The sequence below is a fragment of the Sphingobacterium sp. JUb20 genome, from assembly GCF_004342035.1.
GTDB lineage: Bacteria > Bacteroidota > Bacteroidia > Sphingobacteriales > Sphingobacteriaceae > Sphingobacterium > Sphingobacterium anhuiense.
On sequence record NZ_SLYV01000024.1, the window covers coordinates 13,364 to 36,144 of the forward strand.

Genomic DNA, 22,781 nt, shown 5'->3' on the forward strand with positions numbered 1-22,781 from the left:
TCAAAAATATAATTCTAAAAAAATGATCCAATTCGTCATACAGGTTGAAGATCAAATTATTGGCAATTCCATTATCCTTCTTTACAGTGATATAAATGGCTGTTGGATCTCACTATTACTATTCCAAATTAATTAAAAGATATGAAACATTTTTTGACTTGCCTACTGGCAACTGCAACCTTTTCTACCTACAGCCAGACAGCAGATAAGGTATTAGCAAGAGTGCGTTATAATTTTATGCACCTACAGGACACGACTAAGAAAGATGTTATCCATAGAGAAGAAATGTTGCTTATAATCGGGAAAAATGCATCCTTATACACTAGTGGCCTTAAAATAGCGCAGGCTCAGGGTATCAAGCGTATGCTAATAGCTTCAAATGCACAACATGCTACTGTTATGTCCACAACGGCAAGTGCAGCTTCCTCGGCATCAACTACCGTAGGGTCTGAAATCAGGGATATCCCTACTTTAACAGATTACTTTTTCTTTTTTAAAGAGCAAAAATTCTATACAAAAGAACAGATCATCAAACAATATTTGGTTCAGGAAGACGCTCCAAAAATTAATTGGACAGTGACTAATGATACGACCAGCTTCTCCGGTATACATTGCCAAAAAGCAACAGCAGACTTTAGAGGTAGAAAATGGGTTGCCTGGTATTCTCCAGAACTTCCTTTCCAAAGTGGACCATGGAAATTAAACGGACTTCCAGGTTTAATTATAGAGGCTTATGATGAAAATGAAGAGGTACAGTTCAGGTTTGCAGGGATAGAAAATGTAACTGCTGCGAACAGCATGTCTCAAGAGAAAATAAAATTAGAAGCTGCTGGTATACGTCCGGAAATGCAGCTCTATATCAATGAAATTAATACGTATTTGGGAGATGAAATTAAATTACCAGAGCATATCATCAAGACAGATATAAAACAGCTCACTAAACTTAAAAAAGCACTAGAAAAAGATCCAGAGGGATTTTTTAAATCACAAATGGATTTCGGCACTGTGGATGCTCGTCACAAAACAATGCCCGCATTATCATTCGGAAGCGGTATGATCAAAAATATGAAAGAGAATAATCCCATTGAGAAAAATGATCCTAAATGAAAAAGAAGGTATGCATGACAGTTGTGTTGACATTTGGTTTTCTTTTATCTGCATTTTCACAGTTGCAGATAAAAGGAAAAATTACAAATTCAAATGGTGAGCCTATTCCTGCTGTAAATCTGATCTTGAAAACAAAAGATGGACTTGTTTTAAATTTTGGAAGTTCATCTAAAATAGGCTTATTTAACCTTACATTTCCGAACAATACCACAGACACGATTATATTAACTGTAACAGCAGTCGGTCTTAAAAATCAACGCATCATTTTAGATAAAAAAAATATTAAACCTAATTATGATCTGGTAATGATCGAAGAGCCGTTTAAAATAAAAACAGTGGATATTATAAGCAGACCAAAGATCACGTCCAATGGGGATACGCTCAATTACACAACTGCTCATTTTACCAGTAGCGAGGATCGAACAATTGCAGATGTGATCAGGAAGATGCCGGGAATTAAAATCGAAGATGATGGAAAAATAAAATATAATGGTAAAGCTATATCCAATTTCTATATAAATGGTGATAATATGCTCAATGACCGCTACAATGTCGGAACGAAAATTCCACACGGAGCAGTTGAAAAAGTTCAGGTCATTGAAAAAGATCAACCGATCAAACTTTTGCGACAGAATAATATGAGCGACAATGTTGCTATCAATCTCGTAATAAAGGATGAGGCCAAATTAGATATCATAAAGGAAGTTCGTGCAGGAATCGGAATCCCGAAAAAATTCGAAGCGAATTTTATTGCGATGTCCTTCGGTAAAAAGTTTAAATTTATTAACAATGCAACAGCAAACAATATTGGAATAGATCCTAGAATTGAAATCCAGGCACATGGGAACAATAAATATGCTAATGAAAACAATAAACCGCAGGAGCTTTTATCAACCGGAACTGGGGGTAGTCCTCCTCTACCTCAGAGCAGATATCTGTTCAATACATCAGCATTAGCAAACCTAAATAATTATTACAGGATCAATAACGATCTTACTGCAAAATTTAATTTCTCTTATCTATATCAGCATGAAACGCAACAGATGGACGTTTCATCTCATACCTATCTAAGTAACGGTGAGACATTCAGCTACGAAGAAACACAGCTCAATAAAACGAATATACAAAAAACACATAGCGAACTTGATTTAACAGGCAATACTGATTCTTATTTTTTTAACAATACGCTAATCGCAAGCTTCGACCCAAAGCAGGTGAATTCTGGAATAGCAATCAACCTCAAGGATGCTGATCAGATACTTAAACAACAAACTTTTGATATATCAAATGAACTAAACTATATAAAGAAGATGAAATCATCTCATACGGTTAACTTCCATTCTTACTTAAACCTCACATCACAACCTGAATCGCTTTCCATAAATCCAGGGTTAAATGACTCCCTGCTCAATAATGGCATTCCTTATGCAAGTTTAATACAACAAGTAGAGACGCCAACTTTTTTCACCAACAACTACGTGACATATGGTCTGCGTACTGGTAGATTTAAACAAAATTATAAAGTGGGAGTTAGTACACAAGATCAGCAACTTATTTCGAACCTCTATCGTGAACAGTATGACGAAAGCAAGCAACTGATTAACACAATGACCAATGATATTGAGTGGTTTAAAAGAAAGGTATATGCCGAAGGTTCCTACGAATATACTGGAAATAAAATCCGAGCATCTCTTATTGTACCTGTAGGATTTAATAAGATTAGTTACCTTGATGTAGATAAAAAATTGGACACCTCCTTAAACCGTGTTTTTGTTGATCCTAGTGTAAAAGTTGATTATCGGATTGGAACTGAAAATGAGATAGCAGTAAATTATAATTTCAACAATAAACTTGGTGGAATCGAAGAAGTCTACAAAGGAATAATTTTAAAAAACTATCGGTCTCTGTATGCAAATGATGCTCCAGTATCAGAACAGAAATCCCATCATGTAAACGCTACCTTTAGATTTAAGCAGTCTTTAAACATGCTTTTCTTTAATCTATCTGTCAGTTACGATCATACATCTTTCAATACTATTTCATCGTTTCGGGTCGATAAAAATCTGCAACAGAAAATAATCCTGGCTATGAAAAATAGAAATTCAGTTTTATCATTTAATGCAAACGGCAGTAAATATCTACCTCCTATACAAAGTACATTTAATGTTTCGGCTAACTACGAAATCAAGAGGTTCACACAGCTGCAAAATGGTTTAGTTGAAAATTTCAATACATCAACAGTATCTTATGCCGCAGGGATCGAATCAAAGCTTACAAATTTTCTCAGCTGGTCGTACCTTGGCAACTATTCCATCACCAACAACATACCAGGAATTGATACACAAGTAAAAATAAACCCGAAACAGCTTACGCAAAGATCCGGTTTAACTGCAAATTATTTTAAAAATTTATTTATAACCCTTTCGGCGGAGCATCGTTTTACAAAGCAGGCGGGACAGCCAAACCTAAACTTTATATTTTCAGATTTCAGCTCGAGATTCGTTTTTGTGAAAATAAAAACCGATTTACAAGTTGGATTAACAAACTTGACCAATATCAAAAAATTTGGAACGATTGATTTTTCACCAAACGCAATGAAGGTATCGAACTATCGTCTCCCAGGACGACAAATGATGATCAAAACCACATTTAATTTTTAAAAGCAGGCAAATTATTGGTCTTCACCTACCCACTTGTCAAATTGCTCCCTTCATTTATTAAGTGGGGACAAGCTTATCTACAACCTTTAGACAAACTTGTCCACTATTTTTTTACTTGGAAAGTAATGTCAGGACGGCTTCACCAACAGCTTTTGCTGATTGTGGGTTCTGTCCCGTAACCAATCGTTGGTCTACTACGACATGTTCTTGCCATACACCTGATTTTTCGTAAATACCACCTCGTTCTTTTAACTTTTCTTCTAATAAAAACGGAACTACCTGATCTAATTTTACGGCTCTTTCTTCATCATCACTAAAACCATTGACTTTCTTTCCTTCAATCAGATAACGACCATTATTTAACCGAATGTTTATTATACCAGCAGGTCCATGACATACTGCACTCACAATACCACCTTGCTCATATATTTTGGTTGCAACAGTTGCCAATTCCTTATTTTCAGGAAAATCCCACATGGCACCATGTCCGCCTGCATAGTGAATAGCAACGTAATCGGCAGGATTTATTTCACTTGGTTTTTTAGCTTGGGTTATTTTAGTATGATAAACGCGATCATTCCAAAATTCGGCATTGACCTGATCGGTTAAATCAAAGCCATCGACAGGTGACTCTCCTCCTTTTGGACTCACAAAGTCCATTTCATATCCTGCATCTTTAAATATTTTCCATGGATGGGATACCTCCGAAAGATAATAACCCGTGGGTTCTCCTGTATTTCCTTTTTTATCATGACTGGTCACCACAAATAAAATTTTCTTTTTCATATTTGGAGATTTTGCAATTTGTGCAGTTGCGGTATTTGTTAAGAAAAAAATGGCGCAACATGCAAAGGCCAATATTCCATTTCTGATCATCTTCATTGTTTGATAGTATTAATTTAAGGTATTTTATATATTAATGAGAAATATAGCGCTCGATTTCCATTACTTCGCAAGAATGTAGTCCTGCAAAAGTCGATAGCTAGGCTCTATTCGTTTTTCAGCTATGCGAAATGAGGAACAATAAACTCTGTAAACTCTTGTATCAATTCATCTGCTGGTCTTCGTGTGGGTTTGATATTTAATATTATATGTGATAATCCCTCTTTACGCTGTTCTTCCCAGAATTCAATTAAAGCGTCTCGCCCTCCTGATAAATGAAAATTGGACAACACTAGTGGACTAAAACGATCTTCCGATAAATCAAAGAATTGTCCATAACCATAAGGTATAAAACAGTCATGATCTGCAGCTTGCTCTAACTGCTGTACACGCAACTTCACATTTCTTGCCGCATCACCATGCCAGATCCATCCGTCCATATTATTGCTGATCCATTCAATACTTTGCCCCCCACGTCCAATTGAAATGGTCGGTATATGTCCTGAAATAGGTTTCGGTATCAGGTCTAAGGTACCGTCGAGGGAACCATAAAATTCAGAACGAAATTGAGGGAAGCTTTCTTCAGTAACTTTTTTTATAATTTGTCTTGCTTCGCGAAATCTTTCCGAACGGGTTTCAAAATCGCAACCAAAAGCAGGATACTCACCAAAGCGATCTCCAGAAGCAAGCCCTAAAAGAAAACGTCCTTCAGAAAGCTGATCGAGTGTCGCGGCTTGTTTTGCAACGATCAAAGGGTCACGAAGCGGGAGTACAATGCCAGCGGTACCAATCGTAATATTACTGGTCTTCCCAGCTAAATAACTGCCATATACCATAGGGTCATAGACCTGACCGGCATCGCCAAATTGGGGATCTAAAAAGGGAACATCTCTTAGCCATATGGCACTTATACCACCTTGATCTGCGAGCGAAACTATTTTTTCTAACCTGGATATATCAGGGACCGGACTGTCGGGGTAACCCACCATAGGAGACATAAAACCAAACGTGAGTTTTCCGGGTTTAAAAATATTTGAATACCCTTTATGTCTCATATTATTTTTTTTCATCATGTATCATTTAAACTTAAAAATTACCGACCACGATTCAATCGAATACTATAAAAAGTAAGTAATACTGCTCCAATTAGGAATAGTGTACCAATCCAAGGGGTACTCTGCAAACCTAGGGATGAAGTGACGACTAACCCTCCGGCGTAAGATCCGATCGCGATGCCGATATTAAACGCTGCAATATTTATTGCTGAAGCGACATCTTCTGTGCCCGGCAATTCTTTTTCGGCAATCTGAACAACAAGCAATTGTAAACCTGGTACAGTGGCGAATGACAATAGACCGATTAGAAATAAAGTGATAATACTAAGCACCGTATTGGATACCGTAAAATAGAAAACGAAAAGAACAAGTGCTTGGATAATGAACATCCAAAACAATGCTTTTAAAGGAGCTTTATTGGCAATTTTTCCGCCTACAAGATTTCCAATCGCTATCGCAATACCGTAAATCAGCAGGATAACGGTTACTGTCGACTCTTGTAAACCTGTAATCTCCTGGAGAATGGGTGAAAGGTAGGTAAAGACAACAAATGTGCCTCCATACCCCATTGCTGTCATCAAAAATGCCAAGATCAGCTTCTTATTCGTCAGAACTTTAAGTTGTGCAGTTAATGCTATTCCTTTAGCATTTTTCAATGTATTAGGTAGCAGCATAACACTTGATACCAAACCGATAATGCCCAATATGGAAACGCCTACGAAGGTTGCTCTCCAACCAAAATGCTGACCAATGAATGTACCTAACGGTACGCCAGTGACAATCGCGAGTGTAAGCCCGGCAAACATAATGGATATAGCAGTCGCTCTTTTTTCTTCTTTAACCAAAGAGGCTGCAATCGTGGATCCTATGGAAAAATATATACCATGAGCGAAACCGGTTAAAACTCGCGCAATAACTAAGGTGATAAACCCTGGAGCAAGTGTTGCAAATATATTTCCAATGATAAACAGCAAGACTATGGAAATTAACAAGGGTTTACGAGGAAATCGGGAAGTCAATGCTGTAAGTATAGGCGCTCCTATCGCTACCCCTATGGCATAAAGACTAACTAACAGACCTGCTGAGGGAATGGAAATCGCTAGATCTTTCGCGACAGTAGGCAACAGTCCTACAATAACAAACTCTGTCGTACCAATTCCAAAAGCTGTAATGGTCAGTGCCCAAAGTGCTGCTGGCAGACCTTTTTTCTCATCTCTCAAAGAGGCTTTGGGTAAATTTGATGCTATATTATTCATATTATTATAATTTACAATTTGGTCATGTATCCTTAAACTGTATTCTTAGTAAAAGCACACAATGAGATCAAGCTAATAAAGAGCGCGGCATATTTGTTTGTATACATCTGAATAGTCAATGACTTCTAAATTAAATTGATGATCCAAACATTGCAGCTCATGGCAAAATACTTCGCACATTTTATTTGCTATTTCAATACAAAGTACGGGCGGATATAGCTATCATCAAAATAATAAGAATTATAGTTATGTATAAAAATAATAATAGCAGAATGCCATTCTAATATTTGAAGAAAATGGCGCTATTTATCAGAAAAATTAGGCTGAAAAATTACTGACGGAGTTACATGTTGCGTTATCAAAATGTGCTCTATTCTTAACAAGAATAGTAGAAATCGACAAGAGGGGAAATCACTAAATAGTTAATAACATTAAAAATCGAGGATACTCCATAGATCTTTACTGAAATTAGCTGGATTGATTGCAGTGTAATAATGAAACGTTAGATAAAACAACATACAAAAAATACCGTTTGGTGGACAGGACATCTATTTTGGGATATCAATTTTGCGTCTTGGATCCATAATTACAATAACAGATCTTTAATCATATCAATTTGATGCGATGAAACGACATTTTTATTGTAGGCTAAATAGAGTTTAATAGGATGTTTTTTTAGATTAGGACAGATCTCTTTTAATTTTTTATCCTGAATATAGGATTCTGCAATATAACTTGGAACAATACTCAGACCATGCCCCTGTATAAGCGTACCTATTAAAGCATTAAAATCAGGGATAATCAAGCATGGTTTAATATTGGGTCGTTTCTTAAAATTCTCTTGCCAGAAACTCTTGACGAGTATTAAATCACTGCTATAGGTATACCATTTTTGATTTAATAGCCATTGTTCAATTTCATCTTGCTGATCGACAGATAGTATATCTAGTTCATGTGTATCCAAAGAGGAATTAGCTACAACAATATCCTCGCTTATAAAAATCTCTTCATATTGAATGTTCTTTTCTTGACCAGAATATTCACTTATTAAAAAATTTAGATTACCAAGTAACAGATTGTCCTTTAGGATCGAAAAATCATCAAATTCAAACACAAGATTAGCGGGCGCAAGTCCAACCTTTGAAGAAATTTTATTTGTATAAAAATCTCTTGAAACACCAATACAGGTAAGGGGTATATCCGATTCTCTGGTATACCTAAACTCAGATTCAAGTCGCTCCAAGCCTTCCAATGGCCCAATCAGTTGTGAATAAAACAATTTCCCATAATCCGTCGGAACCATTCTTCGGGGTTTGCGTTCAAACAATTTCTTTCCTATGTGTGCTTCTAAAAACGATAGATGCTGGCTCACATTAGGTTGTGAAATTAAGAGAACTTTTGAGGCTTGTGTTAAAGTCCCTGTATTATATATCGCTTTAAATGTTCTAAACCATTCTAAATTAACCATAGCATTTGATATAAATTATTTTATAGATATCGATAATTTAACCTATTTATTTTATAAACAAAGCTACACTAGCTTTGTGGCACACAAAAAAATAAAAATGGACAATATTTATGATTTTTATAGTCGCAAAAGTAAAAGGTATTTTGGAATTATACTAGGACTATTATTTTTAACAGCGGCTTGTTCCCCAAAAATAGAGAAATCTGAGGAGGAATCGATTACAATTCCTATCGCTGAAATTAAGAAAGAGCGTTATGAAATGGCGGACTACTTTCCTGGAGTAGCTTCTGGAATTAACAACGTTGAATTACGGCCGCAAGTCTCTGGCTATCTGGATAAAATCTTAGTGGATGAAGGTGCTTATGTAAAAAAAGGACAAGTACTATTTATTATTCAGGAAAAGACATTTCAAGAGACTTATCAATCGGCTACAGCTTCGACAGAAATGGCACAATCATTAGTAAAAAAAGGACAAATTGAATACGATAGAATTAAACAGCTTGAACGTGCAAATGTGCTTTCTAATGTTCAACTACAAACGGCTAAGGAGGAGCTCGACTTTGCAAAAGCTGCGGTTAGAAAAGCAGAAGCAGATGAAAAATTAGCGGCCATAAAGAAGAGCTTTACACATATAATTGCCCCTGTTAGTGGTTACATTGGAAGAATTCCTTACAAAAAAGGTGCGTTAGTTGGTCTACAAGAAAAGGAACCGCTCACTGTACTATCGGACATATCTGAAATTCATATTTACTTCTCCATGAGTGAAACAGATTTTTTAAAATTCAAATCGCATTATTCGGGTTCAACTATTGAAGAGAAAATTAAGCGCCTTCCTCCTGTTCAATTACAGTTACCAGATGAATCCATTTTTTCTGAAAACGGAAAAATTGACTTAGTCCTCGGGCAATTTGATGCACATACAGCGGCTATCAATTTTAGAGCGACCTTTAAAAATACGGGCAATCTGCTACGATCTGGAAACACAGGTAGAATTATTTTGCCAAAATATTATGATGATGTTATTAAAATACCCCAATCGGCTACATTTAAAATTCAAGATAAAATCATGGTTTATACTGTTGGAAAAGATAATACCGTTCATCTTGCTTCCTTAAAAATAAGGGATAAGGATGAGCATCACTATGTGGTGTCTGAAGGTGTCGACATCGGTGATCGGATTGTTTCAAAAGGCGCTGACCGCCTGAAAGAAGGACAACGTATTAACCCCGTAAACGAATAAAGATGTTAAAGAAAATAATAAATAGACCGGTTACCGCAACTGTAATCGCTTTTTTAATGGTGATCATGGGAGTTTTGGCAATGATACGTTTACCAATGGAAACTTTTCCAGAAATCGCTCCTCCCTCTGTAGTCGTCAGTGCACGTTATCCGGGAGCAAATTCAGAAACTGTGGCTCGCTCTGCCGCTATCCCTCTGGAGCAAGCTATAAATGGTGTAGAGAACATGATGTATATGACATCCTCTTCGTCTAATGATGGAAATCTAAATATCACGGTGTTCTTTAAGCTAGGTACTGATCCGGATCAGGCTGCAGTAAATGTACAAAATCGTGTAGCACAGGTGACGAGTCAGCTTCCTAAGGAAGTCATTGATAATGGTATCAGTACAGCTAAGCAAAATAACAGTATGATTATGATCATTGATTTTGAAAGTACAAATCCGAAGTATGATGCTACATTCTTGAATAATTATGACTTAATCAATATTGTTCCATACATCCAACGTATTCCCGGCGTCGGAAAAGCACAGGTTTTTGGAAGCAAAGATTATGCGATGCGCATTTGGTTAGACCCTGCCAAGATGGCTAACGCTAACATTGACGCAAAAGAAGTACTGCAAGCAATTGATAATCAAAACATAGAGGCAGCTCCTGGCAAATTTGGCGAAGGTAGCGACCTTTCTTTTGAATACAGTTTAAAATATCAGGGTAAATTTAATGATATAGAGCAGTATAAAAATATCGTTATCCGCGCAAATGCTGATGGCTTAGTTTTAAAATTAGGAGATGTAGCGAAAGTAGAATTAGGTTCCCTAGATCATTCTTTTGCAACTGCACAAACGCTAAATGGAAACCCAGGTACTGGAGTAGCAATTTTTCAGACTCCAGGTTCAAATGCAAATGAAATCCAAAAAGAAATACTCAAATTCATGGAAAAGGCTGAGAAAGATTTTCCTGAAGGTATTAAGTATTATATTGCTTATAGCACCAAAACCTTTTTGGATGCTTCCATTAGTCAAGTAAAAAGTACGTTGATAGAGGCATTTATTTTAGTCTTTCTAGTCGTTTTTCTATTTCTGCAAGATTTCCGATCCACATTAATCCCTGCAATTGCAGTTCCGGTTTCTATTATCGGCACATTCTTTTTCATGAGTATTTTTGGTTTTACGATCAATCTGCTTACTTTATTTGCTATGGTATTGGCTATTGGTATTGTGGTTGATGATGCAATTGTAGTAGTCGAAGCAGTACATAGTAAGCTGCATGGAAAAAATCAGAGTGCTAAATCGGCTACAATTTCGGCAATGGGAGAAATTACAGGACCAATATTGTCGATTACCTTAATTATGTCTGCCGTATTTTTACCAATTGGATTAATAGAAGGGCCTGTAGGAGTTTTTTATAAACAATTTGCATTTACTCTGGCTATTGCTATCGCCCTTTCTGCCATTAACGCACTAACCCTTAGTCCTGCCCTATGTGCTATTCTATTAAAAGAGCAGCACACCGAAAGCAATAAGAAAACTAAAGGCCTACAAAGATTTTTTTATGTGTTTAATGTCGGTTTTGATGCCGCCACAAATAAATATAAAAAGATCGTTTATTTATTGATAAAGAAGAAGTGGCTCGCTATAACCGGGTTGGTAATCGTAAGTATCATTACAGTACTCCTTGCAAAAAGCACACCGAAAGCATTTATCCCGACAGAAGATCAGAGTCTGGTTATGACTGCCTTTAGTTTGTCGCCAGGAACATCATTAGAAAGGACAAAAGAAGTCACAGCAAAGCTTAGTGAGAAGCTAGGCAACATAGACGGTATGTACTATAATGCGATGGTTAATGGCAATAACCTTTTGGCAGGTACCGCATCCCCTTCGTACGCGGCATCTTATTCCATTCTAAAACAGCCTAAAGATAGAGCGATCAATCATGATATCAATGTAATCATGGATTCTATACGGTACTATTTTAATCAATTACCGGAAGGAAAGCAATTGACATTTTCTATGCCCACAGTACCGGGTTTTGGAAATGTGGATGCACTAGATGTTGTTCTCAAAGATAATTCAGGAGGCGATATTCAGGAATTTGCAACAATAACCGATAGTTTCTTAAAATCGTTATCCCAAAGGAAGGAAATAGCATCGGCGTTTACCTCTTATAATGCAAAATTCCCACAATATATGATTGACGTTGATGCTATAAAGGCTAAACAACTGGGATTGGAAGTTAAAGATGTAATGGAAACGATGCAAGCATATTTTGGAGGAACTTTTACTTCAGATTTTAACCGGTTCGGAAAATATTATCGGGTAGTTGTGCAAGCAAATTCCAAATTTCGTCAAGATGAAAGCTCATTAAAAGAAGTATTCGCAAAAAATACCTATGGACAAATGGTTCCCTTACAGTCAATTGTTAATCTAAAGCCTGTATTTGGACCTGAACAAGTTACCCATCTCAATCAGGCAACTTCCATTAATTTGAATGTACAGGCTGCTAAAGGATTTTCTTCGGGTGATGCAATGACCGCTATTAATGAGACTGCAGCTAAACTTCCAGCAGGGTTCTCGCATGAATATATAGGGATGGCTAAAGAGGAAAGTGAAGCGGGTAATCAGACTGTTGCGGTATTTGTACTTTGTATTGTTTTCGTCTACTTTTTACTGGCGGCACAATATGAAAGTTATATACTTCCCTTTGCAGTCATTCTTTCCTTACCTCCAGGTATATTGGGTGTTTTTGGATTTATCAATATCATGCAGGTCAGTAATAATATTTATGTGCAGATTGGTATGATCATGCTCATCGGACTACTGGCAAAAAACGCCATTTTAATTGTAGAGTTTGCACTGCAACGCAGGCATTTTGGTCGTTCTTTGGTAGAAGCCGCAATGCAGGGTGCCGCATCACGTTTAAGACCTATTCTGATGACCTCCTTTGCCTTTATTGCAGGGATGATGCCGTTATTATTTTCAGGTGGCGCAACGAAGCAAGGAAATCTTTCCATTGCCTCCAGTACCATTGGAGGTATGTTTTTGGGTGTTATACTTGGGATTTTTATTATCCCTGTCTTATTCGTTACATTTCAATATTTGCATGAAAAAATATTTGGAGTTAAAAAAAACAATCTAATATAACGCATGAAAAGATCAACTAATATTAAAAACTTAAGCATATTTTCTCTTAGTATTTTCTTCTCTTCCTGCGCGATAGTAAAAGAAGATTACAGAAAAAATATATCGATCCAGCCACAATATAAAACGGAATTAGATTTAAATAAATCGAAAGAGGTTGATCATACTTCATTTGATTCGTGGAGTGATTTTTTTAAGGATGATTCTTTGCGTTGGGTATTGAATGAGATGCTGGCCCATAATTTCGAAATAGGAATGGCTCAACAATCTTTAAATATGTATAAAGAATATCAAAAAGAAGCTAACCTTTCGGGGTTGCCTGAAGTAAATTTAGTGCTAGGGGCAAAAATGGATTACTTTTCAGAAAAAGGATTCTACGGAAGTCAGGGGACTAACATAGCGTCGACATTAAATTCCAGAAAAATTGAAGATTATTCTGTACATGCGAATATTAATTGGGCTTTAGATTTTTACGGCAGTACAAAAAACAAAAAAAAGATTGCATTTTATAATCGTTTAAAATCGGAGATGCAATTACATAGTTTACAAGTGGCACTACTATCTTCCGCTGCACAAACTTATAGCACGCTGCAAATGCTCAATAAGCAATTACTCATTACCCGCAAAAACTTAAGCATACAGAAGAGTTTAGTAGAAATGATGAAAAGTCAGTACATAAATGGAAACATTAGTAGCCTCGCCGTACAACAAACTGAGCGCCAATATCATGATGTTTCAGGACAGATTCCAGATCTATTACAGGCAATTCAAATCCACGAAAATTATTTGAATCAATTAATGGGTAAAAATCCGGGATCTTTACTTTTCATATCTCCTAAGGCTATGGTAGATGATCAAAAAATAGTATTGGGTGTACCAGCGGACTTACTGTCCAAACGATCAGATTTAAAAGCTAAGGAACACGAAGTAGAGATCGCTTATGGGCAATTAAGTCTTAGTAAAACAAATCTTTATCCTTCCTTTATGATCACTGCAAACCAAGGCTTAAATAGCATGCGGGTAAGTGACTGGTTTAACCCCGCTTCATTTTTATCACAGTTTGTAGCGCAGATGACACAACCTTTATTTAATAGACGTAAAAATAAAACCGAAGTAAAAGTTCAAGAATTTAATATTCAGCAAAAAATATTAAGCTTTAAAAATACTTATCTTATAGCGGTAAATGAAGTATCAGATGCACTTATTCAGATCGAGCAGACCAAAGAAAAAATAAGGTCTCTACAAGAGGAAAGTAAAGTTTTGCAACTCTCGTTAAAAAATGCACAGTTAATGTTTGATAATGGTGAAGCTTTATATTTTGAAATTTTAGATGTACAACAAAACTTATTAAAGAATGAGCTACAGATCGCTGCATCAGAAAATATGCTGAACACCTCACTCATAAAACTTTACATATCACTAGGTATTAACAAGATTTAATTTTCATCGTTCTAAAAGAACATGTAACCCCTAAAAAACAAAAATTTACAACCTTTAAGCTGAAGAAGGTGAATCCCTGTGGGCTAACTGTAATGGATTAATTATTTATTGCTAATGTGTGATTAACTTCAGTACGCTTGATGATGTGTTTAAAAAGCATTATTTACTTAAAATAGTGTTTTCCATCATTATGGTGATTTCATCTATACACAGGCTAGCGAGTAATCCTGCTAGTCTGTGTATTAAGAAAATGAATCGCTACATCTTTAGCAAAAGATGAAAGTGTTTGTTTACATCTTGTCATCGATAATTAAGAACAATTGCAGGTTAATTACTTTGCGCAACAACGGGAATGCTTTCAGCATTTTTATTTAATTCAAGTACAATCACCGTATCATCTGGATTCGGTAATTGCGTTGGTAAACTTAGCGCTATACTCCCAGTAACACTTTGTGAAAAAGTAATGACATCTCCGTTTAGTATATGCGCTTTTTTGACTTTTATGCCCTTTAAAGCAGGAAGTGTGAGTACATCCTCTTTTCGATCGAAAACGTGCACATATAATATTTTGCCTTTCCGTGTGCAAGCATAGGTATTGTTCGGAATAAATGGACCTCCTTTAGTGCCATAAATACTCTCGCCATAGGTGTTTAACCAATCGCCCATTTCTTTTAATAGATTAATCTGTCTGGCTTCAATACGGCCATCCAGCATCGGGCCAACATTAAAAAGGAGATTGCCGTTTCCTGCAGCTGTTTTTGCCAAGGTCTGGATACATTCTTTAGTGGATTTTAGTACATCATTGGGTTTCCATGCCCACTGGTTCGCAATAGTCATGCAGGATTCCCATGGATAATCCATATTTAATGCACCTATCTTCTGTTCCGGTGTCGCATAATCTCCGATAGCATCCGAAGACAAGCGTGTATGGTCTTCTCTTGTCCTATCAAAATCACTTATACCTTTTAAACGATTGTTAATGATGACATCGGGCTTCAACTGTTTTAACAAAGCATATACTTCCTGTGCATGGGCATCGGTCCATTCTTTGTCCCAGTTACCGTCGAACCAAAGCATATATGGGTCGTAATTGGTCAAGATCTCCGTTAACTCATCTTTCATAGTAGCAACAAATTTTGCCATGTCAGTCGTTGCGTTGATCTCCTTTGTACCCGCACGTGCATAAGGGTAATGTGGATCGTGCCAATCCAGTACGGTGAAATATATGCAGAATTTTAGACCATGCTTTTTACAGGCTGCCGCCAGTTCGCCCACAACATCACGCTTAAAAGGTGTCTCCATAATATTCAAATCTGAAAATTTGGTCGGCCATAAGCAAAAGCCATCATGATGCTTGGCTGTAATGGTCAAATATTTCATACCTGCATTTTTTGCAGTCTTTACCCACTCTTCAGCATTGAATAATACCGGATTGAATTCTTTATACAATTGGTCATAATCCTCAAAGGGAACTTGGTTTCCTCGACTCCATCCAATTTCGGTACCACGCAACGCGACAGGCCCCCAATGGATGAACAGGCCAAAACGTAAATCCATGAACTGATCGATTATAACTTTCGATGTTTTAACAATGGGTGTCACTTTTTCAACTTGAGCAGAGAGCGGTCCGCTAATGGTCAATAACAATAGAAGGTTTAAAAAATATTTCATATCATCACTTTATTAAGTTCTTTTTAAGGCATATTTAAACACCGAAAATTAGGTTGAAAAACAGTTACTCAGCTATTGTGTCATATCAACGGAACAGTGCAAAAGGTTTATATTTCAAAATTAACCCGATATAAACCTGGGCATTGCATCTATATTACCCTGATTTGACTCAATGTTATCCTGACAGATTGATGTAGCAAATCTTTGTCTTGTTTTAGATATTAACAACGACTTTATCGATGTCACGATTTGTTTCCACTTTTAAACGCGCCTTTCCTATTTCTTCAAATGAAAAGGCTTTATGGATACTCGTTTTTAAGAGGTTTTCTTTTAATAATAAAATAACTGCAATATGCTTATATTCGGAAATTGCACAGATTAAAAAAATACACATCAACACGATGATCAATTGGAATCGATAATTTAATAGCTTTAATTTCAACTTACGCGAGGTTTTCCGAGGCTGATATTGCGATTATCAAGTCAAAATTTACACAACATAAGTTTAAGCAAAAAGAATATATTCTTCAAGAAGGTCAGGTCTCTACGCACCTACATTTTATTGCGATTGGCCTGGTACGCATCTTTTACGTAAAAGATAGCAAAGAAATAACGAGCTACTTATCGAGTGACAATGGTTTTGTTTCCTCCTATTCAAGTTTTATAAACCAGTCAAAGTCTTATGAATACATCCAGTGTCTGGAAAAATCGCAAACGCTGGCCATCAGCTACAAGGATATGCAGGAGCTTTATGAAACTGTTCCCCAATGGGAAAGAATAGGAAGATTTTTCTCAGAACAGAATGTGTTATGTTTAGCAGATCGGCTGTTAAAACTCCAATCTATTCCAGCCAAAGAAAAGTATCTTGAATTTTTAAAAACATCTTCTGAAAAAATAGTGAAACGGACACCCCTTATCCATATTGCATCGTATCTAGGTATTACTCCTGAATCGTTAAGTAGAATCAGAAGCGAGATTTCTTAACATTTATCAAGGAGAAACAATAATCGATTAGACATTTTTGTATAAAAAAATACAAAAATGAAAGAGATCGCTAAAAATGTATACCAAATTCCGGTGCTACCAAGAAACAGTATCAACTGCTATATCATTGACGATGTACTGATTGATGCAGGAATAAGAAGTTCAAGCAAAACCATACTACAGGCACTTAAATATAAAAAAATCACCACCCATGCCTTAACTCATGCCCATGCTGACCATCAGGGAAGTTCTGCTGTGCTATGCAACACGTTAAAGATTCCACTCTGGACTTCTGAATTTGAAAAAAATAATGCGGAATCAGGAAATGTCACGAATGAATATCCGGATAAAAGGCATTTTATTGCTCGGTTTCAGCAACATTATTGGGCTGGAGAAGGTCATCATGTATCCCGTATTTTAAAGGAGGGCGACACGATTGGTAGTTTTATTGTTATCGAAACTCCTGGACATGCACCGGGGCATATTTCATTTTTTAGAGAGGAAGATCAGGTTTTAATCCTCGGTGATGTGCTTGTGAATATGAATTTAGTAACCACTGTTTCCGGGTTAAGCCAACCGCCCGATCTATTTACTAAGGATAAGAAATTGAACCTAACATCTATTCGAAAAATTTATAACCTAAAGCCCAAGATCATTTGTTTTGGACACGGACCTGTTTTATATGATAAGGGAGAATTAGAACAGTTTATGACGAATCATTATTCCTAACAGAAAGTGTCTAATAAACTTATTATCAATAAGCATTGAATGCGTATAGCGAACGGAATTATTAATCATAAACTTAGTCATCGTTCACACTAACCCTCTTCGTTTCGCCAGTCTCGTTTAAAATCATAAACATACAACTATCAACCCCATAAGTACAATGCATATTGTTAAACTTAGTGGATCCTGGAAAATTGTTCATGTGTTTTGGCAATTTAACAACGCAGAACAGCATTAAATATCCATTTGAAATGAATGGTTGTTAAAAGGGTCGGACAGTAAAAGCAGCCTATCGGCGAGATCTCAAATCCCACTGCTTTTCATCTGTTCTAAAAAGGCTCTAGAAGGTGCTCTAGAGCCTTTAATGATCGGAATGGGGTACCGAATTAAAGTTTTTATATTGTGTTACGCTAAATTATACATTTTTTTTACAGATTTAAAGAAACATCATAAATAAATGTCTCTTATACATAAATAAAAAAAATAGTTATAAAGAATCATTGAGACATGAGCTACTGCTTCTAATGCCTAAGGATAAAAAAAAGAGAAGCTTCCGACGTCTTCAAATTAAAAAAAATTAATGAGTCCCAATCATAAAAGCGCTAACAAGCCTCGCTCAGACAGCTAGCTAAAAGCTACTTACGACACACCCTCGCAAGTCTATCGTTATAAAAGACAAAACTTAACGATCCTCATACACGAATAGAAATAATCAAAATAGCAATTACATTGCGTCGGAGTTTTGAATCCACGTTCAAGCTATAGCTACGCGATCGCCAGGTTTTTAAAGAGCATTCAAACCTTATGCGTACAACTACCCAGCGGTGCTGCATCTTACTAACGTATTTTGGTCTAGCGACAGCGAATATCAGATACTTTATTACGAATATAGCTTAGCCTTAGTCTTCCCCTTACCCTCTATCTATATTTGATAGTATAAACTACAATTAGTAACTCTTTAAAAACAAGAACATGAAAAAGATTTTAATGACACTTTGCGCTGTCGGATTAATGTCCTCAGCTGCATTTGCAGGATCGGGCAAGGCACCGATTAAAGCGAAAGATGCGGGAATATTCTGTGAGTATACGCTAAATATCTACGACTCCAGCGGAAATTTTTTAGACTCTGAAGTCACATTATCCTACCAGGGTAGTGGATCTTGCGGCCGATTTTTCAAAACCATGCGATCGTATTACGCATCGCAAGGATATCAACTTAATTAACAAAAACAACTGATCTTACACTAAAAATTACCAAGATGAAAAAGATATTATTTGCACTGATTGCCACATTTGGACTTTATGCTTCGAGCATGGCAACTGAAATGAATACTAAACATGTTTCTAAAGAAACTGCAGTAAAGAACGAAAAGGCATGGAGATGCACAATGTCTGTAACCGTTTATGTGAACGGTGATGCTGTAGGTTACGATCATTACATCACAACGACCAATGGCTCGTGCCACACGTTCTTTAAAGCCATTAAAAAAATGTACACTGATCAAGGTTTTTCGATGAACTAGGATATCCTAAATTGAAAAGCTTTTCTAATCTGAGCCATAGTGTTATTTTTTCTATGGCTCATATCATATTTATAGTGCTCTTCGTACGCGCTATAACCGAATCTACAATTTAAATATAATACCCATGATACGTAATGTAATTTTACTGCTTTTAGCGGTAAGCGGAAGTCTTACTTCGAAAGCCCAACAGCTGATGGCGAGTTACGAATATATTCCCTCGCCTGTTGCCACGTTTAAAGAGGATGTCTATTATGACGGTACTGTAAAGATTGCGGTCCGCGATTCGATTTCGCTGAAAAAAGAAACTGCTACAGATCAGTCTGATGATGAAATGGAATCGAGCGAGCTTTCTATTGTGCTAGATGTAGGCAAAATATTCCGTAAAATTGTTATCCAGGATCCTAAACAAAAGGGACTGATAGAAACGCGATCACTGGATAGTAAAAACTACCTGGTAGAAGATCAGACATTCAAAGCTATCAACTGGAATACCGATTATCCGGAAGAAGAAAAATTCGGGGATAAAGTGTGTAAAAAAGCGACCGCAGACTACCGGGGTACAAAAGTTGTGGCCTATTATGATCCGGCTATTCCTGTACCGGCTGGTCCGTACAAATTCGGAGGGCTCCCGGGTCTTATTGTGATGCTATACACCGAAAGCGCTCATCCGCACTATTGGTTACTGAAAAAGGTCTCCTACCCTTTCGAAGGTCAGATTCCTGTAGACCGCAACTATGTACAAACCTTGCCTAAGATGTCACTGAAAAAATATGTAGAGCAGGATGAACGTAAGATTGCAGAGCAGATGCGCATTATGCGTTCCAAACTACCTGAAGGGGTCGAATTCAGTACCGAAAATAAAACGAAGACTCGAGGCACAGTAGAGCAGGTGTATGAATGGGAGCATGGTTCGAATTAGCTTTTTGCTGTTATTTTTAATACAGTTTTCACAAAGTTACTGCCAAACCTTGATACGGGGTAAGGTAACTGCACCATCGTCTACCCCAGCTGGTATTCGCGTCAATCTCGTTACTGAGAATGGTTCTGGAGGCTCGCATTACTCCTTTACAGATGCTAAAGGCCTGTTCCTCTTTTCAGGGGTAAGCCATGGAAATTATACGCTTATTTTTCAGTCGCTGGCCTACAAGTCCCTCAACAGATCCATTCATCTCAGTTCAGATACGCTGGAACTTTCAATCGAGCTGGAAGAAAGCAGGATACAGCTGCAGGAGGTATATGTAGCACCAAAAAAATTTATTAGGGCCGGGCGCGATACTATTGAACTTGATGCCAAAAACTATCTGCAGGGCGAAGAACGTACTGTTGAAGACCTGTTGCGCAAGATTCCGGGTATGCAGATCAGTGAAAACGGTACGATCAAAGTGGGCAACAAAGAGATTGAAAAGGTTATGGTGGAAGGAGATGATTTATTTGGAAAAGGCTACAAACTGCTCACGCAGAACCTCACCGTACATCCGATAGAAAAGGTACAGGTGCTGCAGCGATACTCAAACAATAAGCACCTGAAAGGAGTTGAACATTCTGAAAAGATAGCCCTCAACCTGACCCTCAAAAGTGAAAGTAAATCGGAATGGGTAGGCAGTATCGATGCGGCAGCAAGTGTAATCCCTACTGAATTTTACGATGCACAGGTTAATCTGATGAATTTTGGAAAAAAAACAAAATATTATCTATTGGGATCGGCCAATAATAATGGTCTGGAGACTCTACGTGGCATAGACCATCTGATCTTGAGCCAGGATCCGAATGAACCTGGTCAGGTAGGTCTCCAAGTTTCAACTCCTTCCCTACTGGAGAACAAACCGAGCTTAAATGAATTTGACCCGCAACGTTCAAACTTCAACAACGACAAGCTCCTCTCCTTCAACGGTATCTTTTCGCCAAGAAAAGACCTAAAGATCAAATGGCTGGGTTTTGGCAATAGTAAGAAAAATAGTTTTGTCAGGCGGAGCTTATCCGAATACGCGATTGAAGATGTAAAATTCACAAATCACGAAGATCTTCACTACATCAATTCGGATATTAATTATTTCAGCAAAATAGAGCTGCAATATGATCCAGGTAAAAATTCGACCATTACATATATAGGTACATTGGGCAATATCAAAGCTAATGATATCGGCGAACTGACCTTCAATGGTATCGGATCATTGGAAACGATCAAAAAACGAAGCTTCCTTTCAAACCATTTACTGAGCTACACGCAGAAATTAGCCGAACGTACCGTACTGGTCTCTTCATTCCGCTGGATCAGGCAACGTTCCCCCATCAACTATGCGGTAGACCAGTTCCTGTATGGCGATCTATTCGAAGCTGAAGGTATAAAGGCTGATAGTATCAAAAACGTTTGGCAGGATACTGAAAATAATGTGGATTATTATGGAATGATCACCGAGTTAGTAAAGCGCGATGGGAAAGGCAATCCGTTCAGTGCTTCGATAGCGCATGAAATTACGTTTCGTGGCTTCAATTCGGCATTCTATCTGATGAATGGTTCTGGAGAAACTTATCGTCCAAAGGATTTTTTTAATCGGTTGAATTTTGAAGAACACAATACAGCATTATCTGCACAATATACCTGGAAATCCCGAAGGCTGGAGTTGACACCGAGCATCACAGCACGCCTGCTTCACTCTACCTTACAGGACAAGCTTGCTCCACAGGCCCAGTCCAGCATAAATAAATTATGGTCTCCAAAAGCTACTATTCTATGGAGGACGCATAGCAAGGGGGAACTGCGCAGTGATGTTTCCTACCAAATGAATATGTCGCAAAGTGCTCTTGATGTACTGCCCAATTTTGTTTATAAGGGAAACCGGACTTTTTCAAGCGGTTTAAAAGAAAATCCCATCCTGGATATATTTAGTGTCAATGCTGTCTATACTTTAGGTAAAATGACGGATAAACTGTATACAATCTTATCAGGTGGATATAGTCAGCAGTTCGATTACATCGGACAACAGCAAGAACTGAATCCTGACTACAACCGCAACAATCTTGTTCTTTTTAAGAACAGAACGCTCACTTATTTTAATGCGCAGCTGAACTATTTCGTCGCTGGAATAAAAGGTAATATAAGACTTACCGGGGATGGTCAGCTGGCAAATTACCAGACGCAGGTCAAAGGACTTCCACCCTTACCGATACAAACGGCAGTTTACCAGGTTAGTCTTGATTACCGAAGTGTCTGGGAGAGTCCGATCAATATTTTTACTGGACTGCAGTTCTATAATTCGATACTTCGAAATGGATCAACAAGAAGTGTTATCCAGTCTAAGTTTGAAGCGAATATCAATGCCCGCTTGAGTAAAAAAATACGTACATCACTGAAAAACGAACTGTACCGATTCGAAAAAGGGCAGTACAGCCCAAGCCAGTATTATCTGTTCTCGGACTTTTCTCTACAGTATTTTATCCTAAAAAAAATGCAATTGGAACTTACAGCAAAAAACATCTTCAATGTAGATACATTTACGCAATCTGTGCTTTCGGACAGCCATCAGTCCACCCAATCTTATGCGCTACGTCCAAGACAGGTTATGCTTGGTATAAACCTGAGTTTTTAGCTAGCCTCGGAAAGTATGTACCATACAACCCTATACCAGCGAGATGGG

At 37.3% G+C, this 22,781-nt stretch carries 17 protein-coding genes; 11 read left to right on the top strand and 6 right to left on the bottom strand.

Features of this window, described 5'->3' with window-relative positions; all coding sequences use genetic code 11:
* Positions 1 to 141 precede the first annotated feature (141 nt).
* Positions 142 to 1,107 (top strand): GLPGLI family protein, encoded by a 966-nt coding sequence (locus EDF66_RS25065; RefSeq protein WP_132845972.1) that lies wholly within the window; start codon positions 142 to 144, stop codon positions 1,105 to 1,107.
* The gene (locus EDF66_RS25070) at positions 1,104 to 3,767 is read left to right on the top strand and encodes a carboxypeptidase-like regulatory domain-containing protein (protein WP_132845974.1); all 2,664 of its coding nucleotides are present in this window, start codon (positions 1,104 to 1,106) and stop codon (positions 3,765 to 3,767) included. Before EDF66_RS25065 ends, EDF66_RS25070 begins: the two co-directional genes overlap by 4 nt.
* 111 nt (positions 3,768 to 3,878) lie before the next feature.
* Here the strand turns inward: EDF66_RS25070 and EDF66_RS25075 are convergent, their stop codons facing one another.
* The 4 genes from EDF66_RS25075 to EDF66_RS25090 form a co-directional block, all read right to left on the bottom strand.
* A complete protein-coding gene (locus EDF66_RS25075; RefSeq protein ID WP_243656140.1) occupies positions 3,879 to 4,649 on the bottom strand; it encodes a type 1 glutamine amidotransferase domain-containing protein in 771 nt (256 codons plus the stop codon).
* 122 nt (positions 4,650 to 4,771) lie between these two features.
* Entirely contained in the window at positions 4,772 to 5,704 is a 933-nt protein-coding gene (locus EDF66_RS25080) for an LLM class oxidoreductase (RefSeq protein WP_207898768.1), read from the bottom strand.
* A 38-nt stretch (positions 5,705 to 5,742) separates the two neighbouring features.
* A complete protein-coding gene (locus EDF66_RS25085; RefSeq protein WP_132845979.1) occupies positions 5,743 to 6,960 on the bottom strand; it encodes an MFS transporter in 1,218 nt (405 codons plus the stop codon).
* Between the two features lie 586 nt (positions 6,961 to 7,546).
* Complete coding sequence (locus tag EDF66_RS25090; RefSeq protein ID WP_132845981.1) at positions 7,547 to 8,428, bottom strand: LysR family transcriptional regulator; 882 nt, start codon at positions 8,426 to 8,428, stop codon at positions 7,547 to 7,549.
* A gap of 97 nt (positions 8,429 to 8,525) precedes the next feature.
* On the opposite strand from EDF66_RS25090, the gene EDF66_RS25095 reads away from it, so the two are divergent.
* Genes EDF66_RS25095 through EDF66_RS25105 form a run of 3 tightly spaced genes read left to right on the top strand, consistent with a single transcriptional unit; the run spans position 8,526 to position 14,242 of the window.
* Positions 8,526 to 9,668: an efflux RND transporter periplasmic adaptor subunit gene (locus EDF66_RS25095; RefSeq protein WP_132845983.1), complete on the top strand. Its 1,143-nt coding sequence runs from the start codon at positions 8,526 to 8,528 to the stop codon at positions 9,666 to 9,668.
* A gap of 2 nt (positions 9,669 to 9,670) precedes the next feature.
* Positions 9,671 to 12,805: an efflux RND transporter permease subunit gene (locus EDF66_RS25100; protein ID WP_132845985.1), complete on the top strand. Its 3,135-nt coding sequence runs from the start codon at positions 9,671 to 9,673 to the stop codon at positions 12,803 to 12,805.
* 3 nt (positions 12,806 to 12,808) lie between these two features.
* Entirely contained in the window at positions 12,809 to 14,242 is a 1,434-nt protein-coding gene (locus EDF66_RS25105) for a TolC family protein (protein ID WP_132845986.1), read from the top strand.
* A gap of 327 nt (positions 14,243 to 14,569) precedes the next feature.
* Here the strand turns inward: EDF66_RS25105 and EDF66_RS25110 are convergent, their stop codons facing one another.
* Both EDF66_RS25110 and EDF66_RS26210 read right to left on the bottom strand, forming a co-directional pair.
* Positions 14,570 to 15,913 carry an alpha-L-fucosidase gene (locus tag EDF66_RS25110; protein ID WP_132845988.1) on the bottom strand — a complete coding sequence of 448 codons (1,344 nt, stop codon included), beginning with the start codon at positions 15,911 to 15,913 and terminating at the stop codon, positions 14,570 to 14,572.
* 214 nt (positions 15,914 to 16,127) lie between these two features.
* A complete protein-coding gene (locus tag EDF66_RS26210) occupies positions 16,128 to 16,355 on the bottom strand; it encodes a hypothetical protein (RefSeq protein WP_165902524.1) in 228 nt (75 codons plus the stop codon).
* A gap of 35 nt (positions 16,356 to 16,390) precedes the next feature.
* Here EDF66_RS26210 and EDF66_RS26500 point away from each other — a divergent pair, with 35 nt between their 5' ends.
* The 6 genes from EDF66_RS26500 (at position 16,391) to EDF66_RS25140 (ending at position 22,733) form a co-directional block, all read left to right on the top strand.
* Positions 16,391 to 16,897 carry a Crp/Fnr family transcriptional regulator gene (locus EDF66_RS26500; protein ID WP_259195032.1) on the top strand — a complete coding sequence of 169 codons (507 nt, stop codon included), beginning with the start codon at positions 16,391 to 16,393 and terminating at the stop codon, positions 16,895 to 16,897.
* Positions 16,898 to 16,954: 57 nt separating this feature from the next.
* On the top strand, positions 16,955 to 17,626 hold the full coding sequence (locus EDF66_RS25120) for an MBL fold metallo-hydrolase (RefSeq protein WP_132845991.1): 672 nt from the start codon (positions 16,955 to 16,957) through the stop codon (positions 17,624 to 17,626).
* Positions 17,627 to 18,595: 969 nt separating this feature from the next.
* Complete coding sequence (locus EDF66_RS25125) at positions 18,596 to 18,847, top strand: hypothetical protein (RefSeq protein ID WP_046792034.1); 252 nt, start codon at positions 18,596 to 18,598, stop codon at positions 18,845 to 18,847.
* A 35-nt stretch (positions 18,848 to 18,882) separates the two neighbouring features.
* Positions 18,883 to 19,146: a hypothetical protein gene (locus EDF66_RS25130; RefSeq protein ID WP_021190188.1), complete on the top strand. Its 264-nt coding sequence runs from the start codon at positions 18,883 to 18,885 to the stop codon at positions 19,144 to 19,146.
* A gap of 124 nt (positions 19,147 to 19,270) precedes the next feature.
* Positions 19,271 to 20,065, top strand: coding sequence for a GLPGLI family protein (locus tag EDF66_RS25135; RefSeq protein ID WP_132845993.1), 795 nt, complete (start codon positions 19,271 to 19,273; stop codon positions 20,063 to 20,065).
* A 49-nt stretch (positions 20,066 to 20,114) separates the two neighbouring features.
* Entirely contained in the window at positions 20,115 to 22,733 is a 2,619-nt protein-coding gene (locus EDF66_RS25140) for a carboxypeptidase-like regulatory domain-containing protein (RefSeq protein WP_165902525.1), read from the top strand.
* The last annotated feature ends 48 nt before the right edge of the window (positions 22,734 to 22,781 follow it).